This is a genomic window from Pseudomonas sp. UMAB-08 (assembly GCF_900095225.1).
Classification (GTDB): domain Bacteria; phylum Pseudomonadota; class Gammaproteobacteria; order Pseudomonadales; family Pseudomonadaceae; genus Aquipseudomonas.
Genome location: NZ_LT607415.1, coordinates 364,253 through 380,215, shown reverse-complemented (window position 1 = coordinate 380,215; position 15,963 = coordinate 364,253). Strand labels below are relative to the sequence as shown.

The 15,963-nt window shown below is 58.6% G+C and carries 14 protein-coding genes; all 14 read right to left on the bottom strand.

The features are described from left to right. Window positions 1-36 precede the first annotated feature (36 nt). The 14 genes from phnD to K0F75_RS04785 all read right to left on the bottom strand — a co-directional run bounded on the left by phnD (window position 37) and on the right by K0F75_RS04785 (window position 15,708). A complete protein-coding gene (gene phnD / locus K0F75_RS04850) occupies window positions 37-1,047 on the bottom strand; it encodes a phosphonate ABC transporter substrate-binding protein (RefSeq protein ID WP_219060707.1) in 1,011 nt (336 codons plus the stop codon). Between the two features lie 57 nt (window positions 1,048-1,104). After that, complete coding sequence (gene phnC, locus K0F75_RS04845; RefSeq protein ID WP_219060706.1) at window positions 1,105-1,938, bottom strand: phosphonate ABC transporter ATP-binding protein; 834 nt, start codon at window positions 1,936-1,938, stop codon at window positions 1,105-1,107. 199 nt (window positions 1,939-2,137) lie between these two features. Then, window positions 2,138-3,130, bottom strand: coding sequence for an oligopeptide/dipeptide ABC transporter ATP-binding protein (locus K0F75_RS04840; RefSeq protein ID WP_219060705.1), 993 nt, complete (start codon window positions 3,128-3,130; stop codon window positions 2,138-2,140). Further along, on the bottom strand, window positions 3,127-4,152 hold the full coding sequence (locus K0F75_RS04835) for an ABC transporter ATP-binding protein (protein ID WP_219060704.1): 1,026 nt from the start codon (window positions 4,150-4,152) through the stop codon (window positions 3,127-3,129). The genes K0F75_RS04840 and K0F75_RS04835 overlap by 4 nt, the downstream gene beginning before the upstream one ends. Window positions 4,153-4,154: 2 nt before the next feature. Next, entirely contained in the window at window positions 4,155-5,054 is a 900-nt protein-coding gene (ddpC, locus tag K0F75_RS04830) for a D,D-dipeptide ABC transporter permease (RefSeq protein ID WP_219060703.1), read from the bottom strand. Between the two features lies 1 nt (window position 5,055). After that, window positions 5,056-6,072 carry an ABC transporter permease gene (locus tag K0F75_RS04825; protein WP_219060702.1) on the bottom strand — a complete coding sequence of 339 codons (1,017 nt, stop codon included), beginning with the start codon at window positions 6,070-6,072 and terminating at the stop codon, window positions 5,056-5,058. A gap of 108 nt (window positions 6,073-6,180) precedes the next feature. Then, window positions 6,181-7,737: an ABC transporter substrate-binding protein gene (locus K0F75_RS04820; protein ID WP_219060701.1), complete on the bottom strand. Its 1,557-nt coding sequence runs from the start codon at window positions 7,735-7,737 to the stop codon at window positions 6,181-6,183. Between the two features lie 223 nt (window positions 7,738-7,960). After that, window positions 7,961-8,521, bottom strand: a complete 561-nt coding sequence (ddpX, locus tag K0F75_RS04815; protein WP_219060700.1) for a D-alanyl-D-alanine dipeptidase — start codon at window positions 8,519-8,521, stop codon at window positions 7,961-7,963. 66 nt (window positions 8,522-8,587) lie between these two features. Beyond that, on the bottom strand, window positions 8,588-9,448 hold the full coding sequence (locus K0F75_RS04810; protein ID WP_219060699.1) for a MurR/RpiR family transcriptional regulator: 861 nt from the start codon (window positions 9,446-9,448) through the stop codon (window positions 8,588-8,590). Window positions 9,449-9,721: 273 nt separating this feature from the next. Then, the gene (gene mrdA / locus K0F75_RS04805; protein ID WP_219060698.1) at window positions 9,722-11,611 is read right to left on the bottom strand and encodes a penicillin-binding protein 2; all 1,890 of its coding nucleotides are present in this window, start codon (window positions 11,609-11,611) and stop codon (window positions 9,722-9,724) included. 144 nt (window positions 11,612-11,755) lie between these two features. Next, window positions 11,756-12,550: an iron export ABC transporter permease subunit FetB gene (fetB, locus tag K0F75_RS04800; protein ID WP_219060697.1), complete on the bottom strand. Its 795-nt coding sequence runs from the start codon at window positions 12,548-12,550 to the stop codon at window positions 11,756-11,758. Further along, window positions 12,550-13,221, bottom strand: a complete 672-nt coding sequence (locus K0F75_RS04795) for an ATP-binding cassette domain-containing protein (RefSeq protein ID WP_219060858.1) — start codon at window positions 13,219-13,221, stop codon at window positions 12,550-12,552. The genes fetB and K0F75_RS04795 overlap by 1 nt, the downstream gene beginning before the upstream one ends. A gap of 167 nt (window positions 13,222-13,388) precedes the next feature. Beyond that, entirely contained in the window at window positions 13,389-14,528 is a 1,140-nt protein-coding gene (locus tag K0F75_RS04790; protein ID WP_219060696.1) for an acyl-CoA dehydrogenase family protein, read from the bottom strand. Continuing rightward, window positions 14,518-15,708, bottom strand: a complete 1,191-nt coding sequence (locus K0F75_RS04785) for a CaiB/BaiF CoA-transferase family protein (RefSeq protein ID WP_219060695.1) — start codon at window positions 15,706-15,708, stop codon at window positions 14,518-14,520. The genes K0F75_RS04790 and K0F75_RS04785 overlap by 11 nt, the downstream gene beginning before the upstream one ends. Window positions 15,709-15,963 lie beyond the last annotated feature (255 nt).

Below are 15,963 nucleotides of genomic sequence, written 5' to 3'. Positions count from 1 at the left end.
ATGACGCGACGCGCTGGGGCGTCGCGTCGGCAGGCGTCAACCGGCGCTGGCGCTGGAGGTGCTCTTCTTTTCCAGATCGCTGATTCGCTCTTGCAGCTTGGCCAGACCCGCATCGAGCTCTTTCAGTCGCTCGGCTTTTTCTTTGGCGTCGAGGGTGGTGCTGGCATTGACTTCGGTGCGCTGCTTGAACAGATCAAGCTGGCGGATCGGCAGTAATTGGTCGTCGGAGGACGGCAGGAACTTGCTCAACTGCATGTCTTTGAGCACGGCCTTTTCGTGGTCGGTGTCGCCATAGGTGGCGAAGAACTCGCGAATTTTGCCCTTATCGACGTCTGACAGACCTTTGTTCCAGACCATCGGGTCGGCGGGGATTAATGGCGACTTCCAGATGACCTTGAGCATGGCTGCCTGGTCCGGTTGGGTGACGACCAGACGGTCCCAGCTTTCAGTGTTGAAGGTGGCAACGTCGAGTTGGCCTTTGGCCACGCTCAAGGCGTTCACTTCATGGCTGGAGTTGAGCGTGCGTTTGAAGGCGGTGGCGGCATTCACATTGTTCTTGGCGAAGACGTAGTAGCCCGGCACCAGATAGCCAGAAGTGGAATTTGGATCACCGTTGCCGAAGGTCAGGTCCTTGGCGTTTTTGAGCATGTCTTCGACCGAGTTTATTGGACTGTCCTTGCGCACGATCAACAGGCTCCAGTAACCGGCTGCCCCATTGGCGGCAGCGGTCTGGGCAAAGATTTCACCGTTGGAACGGTCCACGGCTTCCATCGCGCCCTTGTTACCCAGCCAGGCGATATCGACCTTATTGAAGCGCATACCCTGAATCAATCCGGCATAGTCGGAGGCGAAGGTCGCGTTGACTTTAAGACCGGTTTTTTTCGACATATCGTCGAGAAACGGCTGCCAGACGCTTCGCAGATTGGTCGAAGACTCGGTGGACATAAGGCCAAAGTTGATGACTTTTTCTTCAGCCTGAGCGGTACCCAGGAAGCAGGTAGCCAATAAAGCGGCAGACGCGAAAACACGACCCATACGATTCAACATGGAGGGATTCCTGAAGGTGGCGTTGGTGGTTTGTTTTTTAGAGCAACTGCAACGAAATCAGGCCCGCGCAAGCGCCAGTTTTAACGGTCTTTCGGCGCTGCGAGCTTTGTCGGAGAACAGAAGACTGCTGTCCAGATCCGCGCCGTACAGGTCGTTGAGAAGCGAGGTACTGAGTGCTTCAGCGGCGCCATCAAAATGAATGCGCCCGGCTTTGAGGGCCACGGCGCGCTGGCAATAACGCACGGCGTAATCCACCTGATGCAGGGTGACGACGACGGTCTTGCCGTCACGGCGATTGATATCGGCGAGGATTTCCATGACCTTGCGTGCGGACTCAGGGTCCAGTGACGCGATAGGTTCATCGGCCAGAATAACGTCGGCACGCTGGGTCAACGCACGGGCAATCGCCACGCGTTGTTGTTGACCGCCTGAAAGGGTCGAAGCGCGCTGCGTGGCGAGATCGGCCAGCCCCACGCGGTCCAGGGACTCCATCGCCCACTGTTTTTCCTGAGCATTGAACAGGCCCAGATTGCCGCGCCAACCGGGCATGCGCCCCAGACAACCGAGTAACACGTTGTCCAGCACACTGAGGCGATTGACCAGATTGAACTGTTGGAAGATGTAGCCGATATCGGCGCGCAGCTGGCGGACGTTGCCATTCAGGCGGCCTGAGGCCTGCACTTCGCGGCCCAGCACCTGCACACTGCCACCGTTGGTGCGATCGCAACGCGCCAGCCCGGCCATATGGCGCAACAGCGTTGATTTCCCAGAGCCGGAAGCACCGATCAGCGCGACCATTTCACCGGGTTGTATAGACAACGCAAGATCAACCAAAGCAGTCTTGCGAGCAAAAGTCTTGTTCAGACGGTCGACATGGATAGCTGCGTTCATGGGCTTCTCTGTCTGGTTGAACAGCCTTTGCACGGCTGCGTTTGTGTGCAACTGACAGTAAAGAGAAGGTGTTTCAGGCCCATGACCTGGGGATGACAGTAAGGTAACGATTGGTTGACGGTTTGTAGACGCCCTCATTCACTCACCGACTACCGGTCGGTGAGTGCTTCAAACACTGGCGTTTTCTGACGCGTCGGGGTCAGACCGTCACAGATTCCAGGTGGCAGCGCACCAGGTTATCGCCCGTACCGCCCTTCGCTGCCAACAACCCCTGAGGTTTGTCGCAGCCGATGGTGGCGCGCGGGCAGCGGTCGCGGAAGAAGCAGCCGGTGGGCAGGTTGCGGTTGCCGGGCAGTTCAGTCGGGGCGGCGACCTGGGCGTTATCAATCGGCGCACCAAGACGCGGCACCGCGTCCAGCAACAATCGCGTGTAAGGGTGCCGTGGGTGATCGAGCACTTCGGCGGCGCTGCCCAGTTCGACGATTTGCCCCAGGTACATCACGGCCACACGGTCGGCCATGTGCCGGACGACCGAAACGTTGTGCGAGATCAGGATGTAGGTCAGGTCGCGACTGCGTTGCAGTTCACTCAGCAAGTTGAGAATCTGCGCTTGCACCGAAATGTCCAGTGCCGAGGTCGGCTCGTCGAGGACGATGATGTCCGGGTTGGACGACAGTGCTCGGGCGATGGCAATACGTTGCCGCTGCCCACCGGAAAACTGGTGGGCGAAGCGGTCCATGTACTCGGTGCGAATGCCCACTTGAGCTGCAACTTTGGCCGCGATATCGCGCATTTCTCGACGCGGGACAGCACGCTGGACGAACAGCGGCTCGGTGATGATTTTCCAGATCGGCAGACGCGGATCGAGAGACGACTGCGGGTCCTGAAACACGATCTGCACATTACTGCTGCGCTCGCGGGCGTCGTTATAGATCCAGTCCAGCGTCCCGCTGGTGGGTTTGATCAGCCCCATCAACAGTTGCGCCAACGTACTTTTGCCACAGCCGGACTCACCGACCACGCCGAGGGTTTCACCGGCGCGAACGTCCAGATCAATACCGTTCAAGGCATGGGCCAGGCCCTTGGGGCGACCCAGCCAGTCGCTGCCCACCGGAAAATGTACCCGCACATCGCTCAGGCCAAGAATCGCCGCGTTGTCGCTGGGCAGTCGTTTACGTGCAGTGCTGATCATGATGATTGTTCCTGTACAGTCAGCCAGCAGGCGCTCTTGCGCAGGCCTTCGGCGTCAATGGCTTGCAAGGGCGGACGTTTGCTGCAGACCGGCATCGCGTACTGACAGCGGTCGCGGAACGTGCAACCTGCGGGCAACGCGGCAAGATTAGGGACCTGGCCAGGAATGGTCATCAGGTCTTCCCCAGGTTGCACTTGCTCCGGCAGGCCGCTGAGCAAACCGCGGGTATAGGGATGGCGCGGATCGACCATGACCTCGCCGGTTGCACCCTGCTCCACCACGGCACCGGTGTACATCACGTAGACCCGATCGCAGAACTGCGACACCAGCGCCATATCATGGGTGATCAACAGGATTGCGGTGCCACGCTCGCGGGCTTTTTCCCGTAACAGCAGCAACACCTGACGTTGCACGGTGACGTCCAGTGCAGTGGTCGGCTCGTCGGCGATCAGCAACTGCGGATCGCAGGAAAAAGCCAAAGCAATCATCACCCGCTGACGCATGCCGCCGGACAGCTCGAAGGGGTAGCTTTCCAACACCTGCTCAGGGTCGGCAATGTGCATGTCACGCAACAGACCAATGGCCTTGGCCCGTGCATCGGCCTTGCTCAAGTGCTGGTGATGAATGATCACATCGAGCATCTGTCGACCGATGCGGCGGGTCGGGTTAAGCGCGGTCATCGGCTCCTGGAAAATCATCGCGACGTCACGGCCACGGACTTTAAGCAGGTCCTTTTCTTTGGCCGCGAGCATGTCGCGACCCAGAATGTGCAGGCTGCCGCCACTGACGTGGTAACTGCGTTCGGGCAACAGGCGCAGGCTGAGCATGGCGGTGACTGATTTACCCGAACCGGACTCGCCGATCACGCCGACGATTTCGCCAGGATTGACGTGCAGCGAAACGCCGTTGAGGGCCTTGACCGTGCTGCGGTAAGCGGGAAACTCCACGCTCAGGTTGTCGATGGTCAGGACCGGGGTATTCGCGTTCGGCACGTGTGCGCTCACTTCTGGAGAGGTCTGCATGGTCATTTCCCCTGTTGACGTGGATCGAGCAAGTCCCGCACGCCGTCGCCCAGCAGATTGAATCCGGTCGCCGTGACCAGGATCGCCAGGCCGGGGAATGTCGAATACCACCAATGGTCGAGGATGTAGTTACGCCCCGTGGCGACCATTGCGCCCCACTCCGCCGTCGGTTGCTGCGCGCCAAGTCCGATGAAGCCCAAGGCCGAAGCCATGAGGATCGCGCTGCCAATGTCCAGGCTCAGTTGCACCAACAACGGCGGCATGGCATTGCGCGCCACGTGCCAGAGCACGATGTGCCAGCGCCCGGCGCCGAAGGTCTGCGCGGCCTTGACGTAACCCATCTGACGGATGCTCAACGCTTGCCCTCGGGCCAGTCGCACATAGAACGGAATCCGCACCAGAGTGATCGCCAACATGGCGTTGAACAGGCTCGGGCCCAACGCGGCAGCCAGGGCCATGATCAACACCAGCGACGGCACCGAGAGCATGATGTCCATCAAGCGCATGGTCAGGCTGTCAAAACGCCCGCCGATGACCCCGGACATGCAGCCCAGCAACCCTCCAATCAAACACGAGGAAAAGGCCACGAACAGTCCGACACCGACCGATTGCTGACTGCCGTATAACACTCGACTGAACAGGTCACGGCCGACTTCATCGGTGCCGAACCAGTGCGCGGCGGAAGGGGGTGCCAGGCGATGCACCAGGTCCAGTGCGTTGGGGTCATGGGGCGCCAGCCACGGCGCGAACGCCATGCACAGCAGGACGACCAGGGAGATCGCCAGGCCCGCCATGGTCAGCGGGCTGCGGCGAATCTGGTAGGCCAGGTAGGCGAACCTTTCCCGCCAGCGCGGGGTTTGAGCGAGCGGCGCGATGGTCAGCGGGTTAACGGGAATAGACATGTCAGTTGACCTCGCCAATGCGGGGGTCGATCACGCGGTAGAGCAGATCGATGGCCATGTTGAGCAGTACATAAATGAAGGACACCCAAATCGCGAAGCCCATCACTGCCGGAAAATCCAGGGACTGAATCGACTTGACCACGTACGCGCCCATGCCTGGCCAGGCGAAGACCGTTTCGGTGAGCACCGCACCGTAGAGCAGGTCGCCCAGGGTCAGGCCCAATACCGTCACCGACGGGATCAACGCATTCGGCAGCGCATGGCGCAGAATTACCGCCCAGCGCGACAAGCCGTAGGCGCGCGCAGTGCGGATGTAATCCTCACCAAGCTGGTCGAGCATCGCCGAGCGTATTTGCCGCGCCACCACCCCCAGGTTAACGAAACCCAGGGTCACGGCAGGCAGGATCAAATGCTGCAAGGCGTTGGAGAACAGCGCCATGTCGCCTGCGAGCAATGAATCGATCAAGTAAAAGCCGGTAAAGGTCGGCGGCGGCTCAAGGCCCTCATCGAGGCGGCCGCTGCCGGGTAACCAGCCCAAATGCCCGTAAAACAGCACGATCAAGCCCAGCCCGAGCCAGAACGCCGGTGTGGAAATACCGGTGACCGCCAGGGTCCGTGCGATCTGATCAATGGCGCGATTGTGGTACACCGCCGACAGCACACCCAATGGCACGCCGATCAGTATCGACAGGATCAGCGCCGCCAGCGCCAGCTCCAGAGTTGCCGGGAAATACGCCTGCAAATCTTCGAGCACCGGTCGACTGGTGCGGATCGAAGTGCCGAGGTCGCCCTGCAACAGATCAAGCATGTAGCGACCATATTGCTGATACAGCGGCAGGTCCAGCCCCAATTGATGGCGGATGTTGGCGACGATGGCATCGCTGGCACGGTCGCCAGCAATCAGTCGGGCCGGATCGCCGGGGATCAGATGGGAAATCGCAAAGGTGATCAACGAAACGCCCACAACGACCAGCAACAGGCCGAACAGACGTTTGCGCAACATATTCAGGAAGGCCATCAGGCACCTCGGTAACGCTTCGGATCGGCAGCTATAGACGTCTGCCGTGGGCACAACGCTGCAACAACCCACCCTTTACAGGTGGGTCGCTGGAGCGATAACGACGACTTACTTGGTGATGGTGTCGATGTTGAACACTTGCTCAAGCATCGGGTTGAACACGTAACCTTTGACTGCGTCACGCATCGGCAACGTGTAGCTCTTCTGGTACAGGTAGGCGTAGACACTGTCGTTGAGGACAATTTTCTGCGCTTGCTGATACAGCTCGGTGCGCTTGGCGGTGTCGTTGTTCGACGCGGCCTCTCGGATCAGTTTATCGACGACCGGGTTGTCATAGAACGAGCGATTGCCCGCCAGGCCTTGCAGCTTGGAGTCGAACCAAAAGTTCATGAACATGTAGGGGTCGGCGAAGTCCGGGCTCCAGGAGCCGATGGCGATATCGAAATCACCCGTACCCAAGCGCTCACGCAGGGTCGCGTTGGCCAGTTTCTCCAGCTTGAGATTGACCCCCAGCGGTGCCAGGCCAGCCTGCAAAGTCAAACCGATAGGCTCCCAGTTAGGGTCCTTGTCCGAATACATGAAGTTCAGGCTGCCGATTTTCTCCGGGACTTTCGCCAGGTCGGCCTTGGCCTTGGCTACGTCCTGCTTCATCGGCGGCAACGCCGGATCGTAGGCCCACATGCCCTGTGGGATCGGCCCGTTCATGGGTTTGGCTTTGCCCTTGAGAATGCCGTTGATGATGCCGTCATAATCCAGCGCATCGACGATAGCCCGGCGTGCATCCGGATTGTTCATCGGTGCTTTTTTGTTGTTCAGGTACAGGTACGTGACCCGCAGCGACGGATAGTCGCGAACCACTACGCCAGCTTTTTTGCCCAGCGCATCGAGCTGGTCTTCGGGCATGTCTTCAATGATGTCGAGGTCACCGCGCTCCAGTTGCAAGCGGCGTACTGAAGCCTCGCCAATGATTTTGATCACGACTTTTTTCAGCGTCGGCTTGGGGCCAGAAAAGTAGGTATTCTGCTCCATGGTCAAGGACTGGCCTTTCTGCCATGAGGTCAGCCGGAAGGCACCAGAACCCGCAGTATGGGTCGACAGGTAGGCGTTGACGTCGTCGGTCTTCTTCGCGACATCCGGGTTGATGATCGCTCCGCCGTTATGCGCAAGGGTATAGAGGAACGGCGCATACGGTGCTTTCAGGGTAAAGCGCACGGTCATCGGGTCGACCACCGCCACCACCATGTCGTCGGGGAACGCACCGGACGGGCCTTGCTTGAGTTTCATCAACCGGTCGAAAGAAAACTTCACCGCGTTGGCGTCCACTTCGACGCCATCATCGAACAGGTTGCCGGGTTTGATCTTGAACTCCCAGACAAGACTGTCGGCTGAGGTGGTCCAACTGGCAGCCAGATCACCTTGCACCTCGGTGCTGCCCTTGCCGTTCTCGACCTTGTAGGCCACCAGTTTCTGGTACGCCGGATAGGTCACGGTCCAGTCGTTGTTATCGATGGTCACGGCCGGGTCGAGGGTCTGCGGGTCGGCAGGTTTGCCGATCATCAGCGTGTCTTGCGGCACGGCGGCGCTGGCCGACTGCCAGGCACCGAGACCCAGAGCCGAACACAGCAAGGCCATGGCCAATTTGCGCGGGGTGAAGATTAGATTCATGCCGGTTCCTTGATCATTCGATATGTGGAAGTTCGTCAGGTTTTTTATTAAAGCTATACCGGGCAGTTAAAGCTCGACCACTCGCAATGAGTGTTCGAAAACGGCCAATCCTTGCCTGTTCTGGAAAAGGATTGCACCGAATTTACGCCGGGATTCATTGTCGTCCCGGTCATGTCAGGCTGTGTCACAGTCAAGCAGGTGTCATCTATTCAGTGGTTGGCCGTCAGTGGTTGGCCGGACGGATAGAACCGTCGTCAATCAAGGGATAGCGCTCGGCGTCGGGCAATTCGTAATGCCACCATTCGCTGGCAATCGGCTGGAACCCCGCGCTCAGCATGATCCCCAGCAGCAACAAACGGTTGCGCTGCACAGCAGCAGGCAGGTCGGCGAAGAACTGATGTGACTGCTCACGCATGTCATCGAAACCGGTGCCCATGTCCAGCGGCTGGCCGTCGGCATCGATCAACGTCAAATCGACCGCCACGCCACGGCTATGGTGCGAACCGAGTGTTGGATCACGCACGTATTCCGGGTTAGGCAGCGCCTGCCACAACAACAGTTGGGCATACGGCGGGCGATAGGCATCGAGGATGCGCAGGCTCAATCCTGCCTGGCGCGCCAGACGGCTGGCCATGCGCAGGCAGCGTTCGGCATCGCGGTGCAACAAGCAGCGTGGATCTTGATAAATCGGCGTGCCAGCCAGGTTATCGGCGCCAGCGTAGATCAGATCGATTTCGACCTGCAGCGCGTGGGCATCGACTTCGACAAGTAGGCTGCTGTTCACGTAAACACTCCAATCAAAAGTAAGACGCTGGTCATCATGTTGCCGGTTTGATCGCTCTGAGCAGCGCTATTCAAACTGGCCAAAAAGCTCTTGCAGGTGCCGGTTTTTCGCCAGACGCTCGTCCAGACGGTCACCGTATTTTTCCGCCACGGCCGACACCATCAGGTTGAACAGGCATGTCAGCGGTGCCAGGGAATCCCAAAACTGACCCACGTCGGTCTTCAGTTGCAACAGGTCCATGGGGTAATCCCTGGCCCACGGACAGTGAAAATCGGTGACCAATGCCAAGGGCAGATTGTTGCTGCTGGCAACCTCGCAAAACGTGCGGGCCACGCTGGAATAGGTACGGAAGTCGGAAATGATCGCGTAGGGATTCTCGAAACTTGAGTTCAGGGATTCCGCGTAAGTCCCGGACAGGCCATCGACGTAGTAGACCTTGGGCCGGATGTATTCGAGGTGGCTGTGAAACGCGTTGAGGATGCCGCGAGTGGTCTGAATGCCGACAATAAACACCGCATCGGCGGCGTACAGGTGCTCGACAATGTGGGCAAACTGTTCGCTCCGGGCCAGGCCGTACACATGCTGAATAGCGTCCAGTTCCCGGCTCAGCGAGCGGTCCAGAGCATCGCCGTGAGTGGCTTCTTCACGGAAGGCGCCAAGCCGGTCGGTGATCAGCCAGGTATTACCCGAGTCGCCGCGCAAACTTTGTTTGACGTCGTCCAGATTACGGTAGCCCAGCGAACGCAAGAAGCGCCCGACCGAGATACCGGTGGTTCCGGTTTGCTGCGCGATACTGTCAGCTGTTTCGAAGGGCAACTTCTGAGGGTTGGCCAACAGGTAACCGGCGATACGCTTCCCGGTCGGCGTCAGGCCAGTGAAGCGCTGTTCCAGCGTCACCAGAAAACTGCTTTTTTCAGTGGGATTCATGCCGGACTCAACGCTCTGGTGCAGCAGAGGATGTTAGAAGCGAGTCACCAAGCCTCAATATGTTATCAACATAACATTCAATTTCAGACGGATACAACGGCTTTTTTGCAGAAATTTTCAGGAAGGTTTTTATTGATTCACAGTGGTGCACGATGAAGCAGCAACGCCCGGTTTACGGGCATAAACCGGGATCTGATCAGCTTAATTCGCGGGCAAATGCGCATCCTGTTGAAGCGCATTTGTTCGCGAATAACGTGAGCTTGATGCGGCGTATCAGACGTGCGGCTCACCCGGCGCTTTGACTGGCGTCGCATATTGCGGCTTCAAGTGGCCTTCCTTGTCGAGCAACCAGGCGTCCATTACCTGGCGCACGACAGGACCCGCCACACGACCGCCCGCTTCACCGTTTTCAATCATGACCGAGACCGCGATTTTCGGATGTGCCGCCGGGGCGAAGCCAACGAACAAGGCGTTGTCGCGGTTGCGCTCCAGTGTTTTCAAGCGGTTGTAGCGCTCACCCTGTTTGATCGCAACCACCTGGGCCGTGCCGCTTTTACCGGCAATCCGGTATTGCGCGCCAAGGGCAGAGGCCCGGGCAATGCCGCGCGGGTCATGCATCACCATCTGCATTCCGTGATTGACCTGATCCCATTCACTGGAGTCATGCAGCACGATGTTGGGCATCGGGTGTTCATCGACCGGCGTCACACCGTCGACGGTTTTCGCCAGATGAGGCCGATTCCACACGCCTTTGTTGGCAATCAGCGCGGTGGCCTGGGCCAGTTGCAGCGGTGTCACCTGCATATACCCCTGCCCGATACCCAGGATGACGGTTTCACCCGGGAACCAGACCTGACGTCGCGTGGCCCGCTTCCACTCACGGGAAGGCATCAGCCCCGCCGACTCCTCAAACATGTCCAGCGACACTTTCTGCCCCAGGCCAAACATGGTCATGTAGTCATGCATGCGATCAATGCCGAGCTTGTGCGCCAGCGTGTAGAAATAGGTGTCGTTGGAACGCATGATGGCGGCATCCATGTCCACCCAACCGTCACCACTGTGGTTCCAGTTTCGGTATTTGTGGTCGTAATCCGGCAACTGAAAATAGCCTGGGTCGAACACCCGGGTCTGCGCGGTTACAACACTGCTGTCCAGCCCTGCAATCGCGACCTCTGGCTTGATCGTCGAGCCGGGCGCATACAACCCGCGCAACACCCTGTTGAACAAGGGCCGGTCGACAGAGTCACGCAGCGCTGCGTATTCCTTGAAGCTGATACCGGTGACGAACAGGTTGGGATCGAAACTGGGCTTGCTGACCATAGCCAGTACTTCGCCGGTTTCCGGGTCCAGCGCCACCACTGAACCGCGTCGATCTCCCAAGGCATCTTCCGCTGCTTCCTGAAGACCGATATCCAGGCTCAGGACAATGCTTTTACCGGGGATAGGGTCCGTGTGCTTGAGCACGCGCAACACCCGCCCTTGCGCATTGGTTTCGACCTCTTCATAGCCGACCCGGCCATGCAGTTCTGACTCGTAGAAGCGCTCGATGCCGGTCTTGCCGATCGATTGAGTGCCGCGATAATCCACCGACAGTTGCTTGGACTCTTTTTCGTTGATCCGGCCCACATAGCCAATGGAATGGGCAAAATGCGCGCCCAACGGGTAATGTCGAACGAACTGCGGCTCGACGTCGATCCCCGGCAGGCGGAACTGATTGACGGCGACCAAGGCAATTTGTTCTTCGGTCAACTCATACAGCAGCGTCACAGGGTCGAAGCGATGACGGGCCTGCTTCAGATCCTTGTCGAACAAAATCCGGTCTTCTTCAGGCAACTGAAGAATGCTGATGAGGGAGTCCAGCACCTGACTCCAGTCCCCAGACCGCTCGCGGGTCATGATCAGGTTGAAACTGGGTCGATTGTCCGCCAGCACCACACCATTACGGTCGTAGATCAGGCCTCTTTCCGGCGGGATCGGCAGCACATGCACCCGATTGTTCTCTGAAATCGTCGAGTGATAGGCAAACTCGGTTACCTGCAGAAAATACATTCTGCCCACCAGAATGCAGCTCAACACGGCCACGAGCAGACCACACGCCAGCAAACGCTTATTGACCAGCTGCGTCTCTTTCTCGTGGTCCTTTAAGGGAATTGGTTCAGGCATTTCTACAGCTTCTCGTTAAAAAGGGAAAAACGTCACAAATTGTGACGCACAATACCAAGAAGTGCCCCCGAATATTGCAGTGCTGATCAACGGCAGTGCTGCCACGCCGACGAACCGACGGGCGCAAGGTGGTGTCATGGCCGACTATTTACGCGCCATAAGTTTCGACGCCAAAAACCGGTGATCCGCTGAAAACAGCCGCCGGTAGGTGAGCAATACAGCACACACCGTTCCCAGCGCCGACGCCGCCGCGATCAGAAACATAATGATGATTTGATAGCGCACCGCCTGAATCGGCGACTGGCCCGCCAGCACCTGCCCCGTCATCATCCCGGGCAGGCTGACCAGCCCGACCACGGTCATTTGATTAAGCGTGGGGATCATCCCGGCACGTACCGCCTGCCGGGCTGGGCCTTGTGCGGCCTCCCAGCGGGTAGCGCCGAGGGCAAGACTCATTTCCACGACGTTGCGCCCGGTCGTCAATTCCTGAGTCATCCGCTCAATACCCAGCGACACCCCGGTCAGGGTATTGCCGAGAATCATCCCGAGAATGGGGATTGCATACTGCGGCTCATACCAGGGATGAATCCGAATAACAGCGAACAGCCCCACAGCTGTGACCAGCCATGAACTCAGCCAGATCGACGCAATGCTGTCGATACGCTGCCCCGCATACGTCCGTTTGCCTCGACCTGAGGCCGACAGCCCCGCAATCAAGGTCATCCCGGCCATCAACGGCAGCACGACATACCATTGGGCGAAGTTAAAGACCCAGCCCAGTACATATCCGATGGCGAGTAGCTGCACCACGGTGCGGATCGCCGCCCAAAGCAGCTTGCGCTCCAGATCAAGCTTCAGGACAAGGGACAGCACGCCGTTAATCAGGATCAACGAGGACGCAATACCAATATCCAGTAGCGATAGGTTCTGATATTCCATCAGGTCGTGTACTCGCTCAGTGTGCCTGCCTGCATCGACAATCTCCGCTCACTCATGCGCTGAGCCTGCTCTTGATCATGGGAAATCCAGATGAAGGCGCGATCATCCTGTTTGGCGCCACTGAACCAGGCCGACACCAGTGACTCGATTTCCCGAGATGATTCGGGATCCAGTGACGCGGTGGGTTCATCGAGCAGAAGCACATCAGGCTGCAATTGCAGAACCCTGATCAATGCTGCAATTTGCGCTTCGCCCCCCGACAGTTCGCTGGATTGCTGGTCGAGAAAGCGCTCATCCCGACCGGCCTGCTCGGCCAACCGTAAGGCGGCGGCGCGGTCGAAGGTAAGGTCGTGATAGACCTTCAAGCTGAAGGGGTAACGCAGATTGTCTTCGACCGTGCCCTCAAGCATTGCGGGGCGCTGAGCGATGTAACTGACGTGGCGGCGATACGCCGGAATCCCGGAACCCGACACCGGTTTATCGCGCCAAAAAACGCTGCCCTCCTCCAGCGGATCAAGCAGCGCCAGGGCACGAAGAAATACACTTTTCCCCGACCCCGACGGCCCCGTGAGGGCGACGCGATCTCCACCTGCCAAGGTGAAATCCGTAGGATTAAGCAAACACTTATGGGTTTTCGCGTCGTTTCGGACCAGCCCTGACGCTTTTATCAAGATCACTCGACAGCTGTCCCTATATAGAAAGCAGCCGTCTCATCACCGCCAGTCGCGGTGTGATGCACAACGCGTGCGTCGCTCTTCATCCCTGTTCCCCTGATCAATAGCCGCAGTGCCGCTCAATTGAAACCGAGCGGCTTTTGCCTAGGCTAACAAATCGCGGCTCATCGGGCTTCGAGCAAACCTCTGGAGATGATAATTTTCTGTACTTCAGAGGTGCCCTCGAAGATGCGCAGGATTCGTGCATCTCGCACGTAACGCTCCAGTGGCAGATCACGGATGTAGCCGTAACCGCCGTGTAGCTGAAGCGCGGCATCGGTGATAAAGCCTGCCGATTCGGCCGCCACCAGTTTGGCGGTGGCTGAGTCGAGGCTGAAGCGTCCACCACTGTCGCGTCGCACGGCGGCTTTCCAGGTGAGCATCCGGGCGCCTTCCAACTGAGCGTACATCTCGGCCAGGCGCCATTGAGTCCCCTGATAAGCGGCCAGCGGTTTGGGGCCTATCTGTCGTTCGCGGACCCAGTCCAGGCTGCATTGCATGGCAGCATTGGCGATACCCAGCGACATGGCGGCCACCTCGACCCGACCGCGATCAAGCACCGCCATGGCTGTGTTGAAACCCTGCCCTTCAGTCCCAAGTAACGCCGATTCCGGCAGCCAGCAGTCCAGTGCCAATTCGTAAATGGTGCTGCCGCGCAGCCCCATGGTTTTTTCCGGACTGGAAAAGCTGATACCGGCAGTGCCCTGAGGAATCACGAAGGCGCTGATGCCTTTGTGCCCGGCCTCGGCGTCGGTTTTCGCGTAGAGCACAATGAAACCAGCTTCGCGCGCATTGGTGATGTAATGCTTGCTCCCATGCAATCGCCAGCCGCCCTCCTCCCGCTGCGCCCGGCAGCGCATGTCCGCCGGATTCGAGCCTGCAGCAGGCTCGGTCAAGGCAAAGGCGCCCAGCAGTTCACCACTGGCCGCCCGGGGCAGCCACTCCTGTTTCTGCGCTTCAGTACCGCCAATCAAGATCGAGTCGGTGGCCAAAAAATGTGCCGTAAGCGCAGAAGCCGTCGAAGCACATGCGCCCGCTACCGCCTCAACCACACGACTCATCGCCAGGCTACCAATGCCCAGGCCGCCATAGTGCTCAGGCAAGTTGACGCCCATGCAGCCCAGCTCGGCGAGGGCCTGCAAACTCTCGGCGCAGAAGGTTTCAGTCTCATCGTAATGTTTGGCTCGCGGCGCAATGACTTCACGTGCAACGTGCTCAACGCTGTCGATCACCGCCAACTCGGTCTGATCCAATTCAAAGTTCATGCTTGATCTCCTGCTTGCGTTTAATCGGGTCCGCCAGCCCGAATGCCTGATTGTCTGCGCCCAATCGAGGCGCCAGCGTCGTGGCATGAGGTTTCTGACCATTGAAAAACACCGGCTGAGGAACCAGCGGTAACCCCGAGCCTTCAGGGTAGATCTGCAATTGACGGACCTGGGCCTGCTCACTGGCAGCCGCTTGAGCAAGGTTCCATACCGGCGACGCGGGAACACCCGCATCGAGCAGCGCGTCACAGAGCTGCTCGACCTTGTAGCTCGCGGTCCAGCCTTCGATTTCGCCGCGCAAGGCTGGCTCGTTGCGGGTGCGTTGATCGTCATCGACGAAACGTGGATCACTCGCCAGTCCAGCGTTGCCCATGCACTCACACAGCCGCTGGAACAAACGATTGCTGGCCACCGCAATAACCACCAGGCCATCGGCCGCGCGGTACGTATCGAACGGCGTCGACACCGGGTGACGATTGCCCACCAGGCCCGGCGCGACACCGGTGGCGAAAAGATTGGACAGGCCGGTCATCTGCAGACTGAACAGCACATCGAACATCGCAACGTCGATGTACTGCGCGCCAGGCGCATGCCGTTCGCGGGCGAACAGCGCAGAGCTGATCGCCCAGGCGGCATAGACGCCAGCACATAAATCGCCAATCGCCTCACCGCTGCGGGTCGGGCCTGTTTCGGGAAAACCGGTCACGCTCATCAAACCCGACAAGGCCTGGGCAACGATGTCGTAGGCCGGTCGCCGCGAGAACGGACCGTCCTGACCGAAACCGGAAATACTCGCGTAGATCAATCGCGGGTTGTACTGCTTCAAGGTGTCGAAATCGATACCGAGTCGCTGGGTCACCCCCGGACGGAAGTTCTCCACTACCACGTCTGCGTCAGCCACCAGCTCATAAAATCGTGCGCGGTCGGACTCGGACTTGAAGTCGATTTCGACACTCCGCTTACCGCGATTGATCAAGCCGAAATACACGCTTTCACCCTCGCGAAAAGGCCCCAGGTGTCGACTGTCATCACCGTGCACAGGCACTTCGAACTTGATTACATCGGCACCCAGGTCCGCCAACAGAGCGGTGCAGTGCGGGCCGGCGAGCACCCGACTGAGATCCAGGACGCGTACGCCCTGAAGCTGTTGGGTGAAGGGAGTGACAGGGCTATCAGTCATGTGGAGTTCCTTCATCGGGCATCACAAGCAGGTGGGGCCGGAGAAAGCCACTTAAGCCTCATACCAGCCTGTACATACAAGTCAATGCAAGTGAAGGGCCAATCGTTTTTTTATGGTTGAGTCAAAGCATCCAGAATTTTATAAAAATTCTATTTTTTCAGACAGTTAACAATTTAATTAATCAGACCATGCGGAATCATGATTCTATTTCTGACTAAGAATCTGCCGCAATTCTGTACCAAATAGCGCCATCAC

Excerpts from the sequence above, each read along its gene's own strand:
- phnD (WP_219060707.1), bottom strand. The coding sequence starts at position 1,047 with ATGTTGAATCGTATGGGTCGTGTTTTCGCGTCTGCCGCTTTATTGGCT.
- phnC (WP_219060706.1), bottom strand. The coding sequence starts at position 1,938 with ATGAACGCAGCTATCCATGTCGACCGTCTGAACAAGACTTTTGCTCGC.
- K0F75_RS04840 (WP_219060705.1), bottom strand. The coding sequence starts at position 3,130 with ATGATCAGCACTGCACGTAAACGACTGCCCAGCGACAACGCGGCGATT.
- K0F75_RS04835 (WP_219060704.1), bottom strand. The coding sequence starts at position 4,152 with ATGCAGACCTCTCCAGAAGTGAGCGCACACGTGCCGAACGCGAATACC.
- ddpC (WP_219060703.1), bottom strand. The coding sequence starts at position 5,054 with ATGTCTATTCCCGTTAACCCGCTGACCATCGCGCCGCTCGCTCAAACC.
- K0F75_RS04825 (WP_219060702.1), bottom strand. The coding sequence starts at position 6,072 with ATGGCCTTCCTGAATATGTTGCGCAAACGTCTGTTCGGCCTGTTGCTG.
- K0F75_RS04820 (WP_219060701.1), bottom strand. The coding sequence starts at position 7,737 with ATGAATCTAATCTTCACCCCGCGCAAATTGGCCATGGCCTTGCTGTGT.
- K0F75_RS04810 (WP_219060699.1), bottom strand. The coding sequence starts at position 9,448 with ATGAATCCCACTGAAAAAAGCAGTTTTCTGGTGACGCTGGAACAGCGC.
- mrdA (WP_219060698.1), bottom strand. The coding sequence starts at position 11,611 with ATGCCTGAACCAATTCCCTTAAAGGACCACGAGAAAGAGACGCAGCTG.
- fetB (WP_219060697.1), bottom strand. The coding sequence starts at position 12,550 with ATGGAATATCAGAACCTATCGCTACTGGATATTGGTATTGCGTCCTCG.
- K0F75_RS04790 (WP_219060696.1), bottom strand. The coding sequence starts at position 14,528 with ATGAACTTTGAATTGGATCAGACCGAGTTGGCGGTGATCGACAGCGTT.
- K0F75_RS04785 (WP_219060695.1), bottom strand. The coding sequence starts at position 15,708 with ATGACTGATAGCCCTGTCACTCCCTTCACCCAACAGCTTCAGGGCGTA.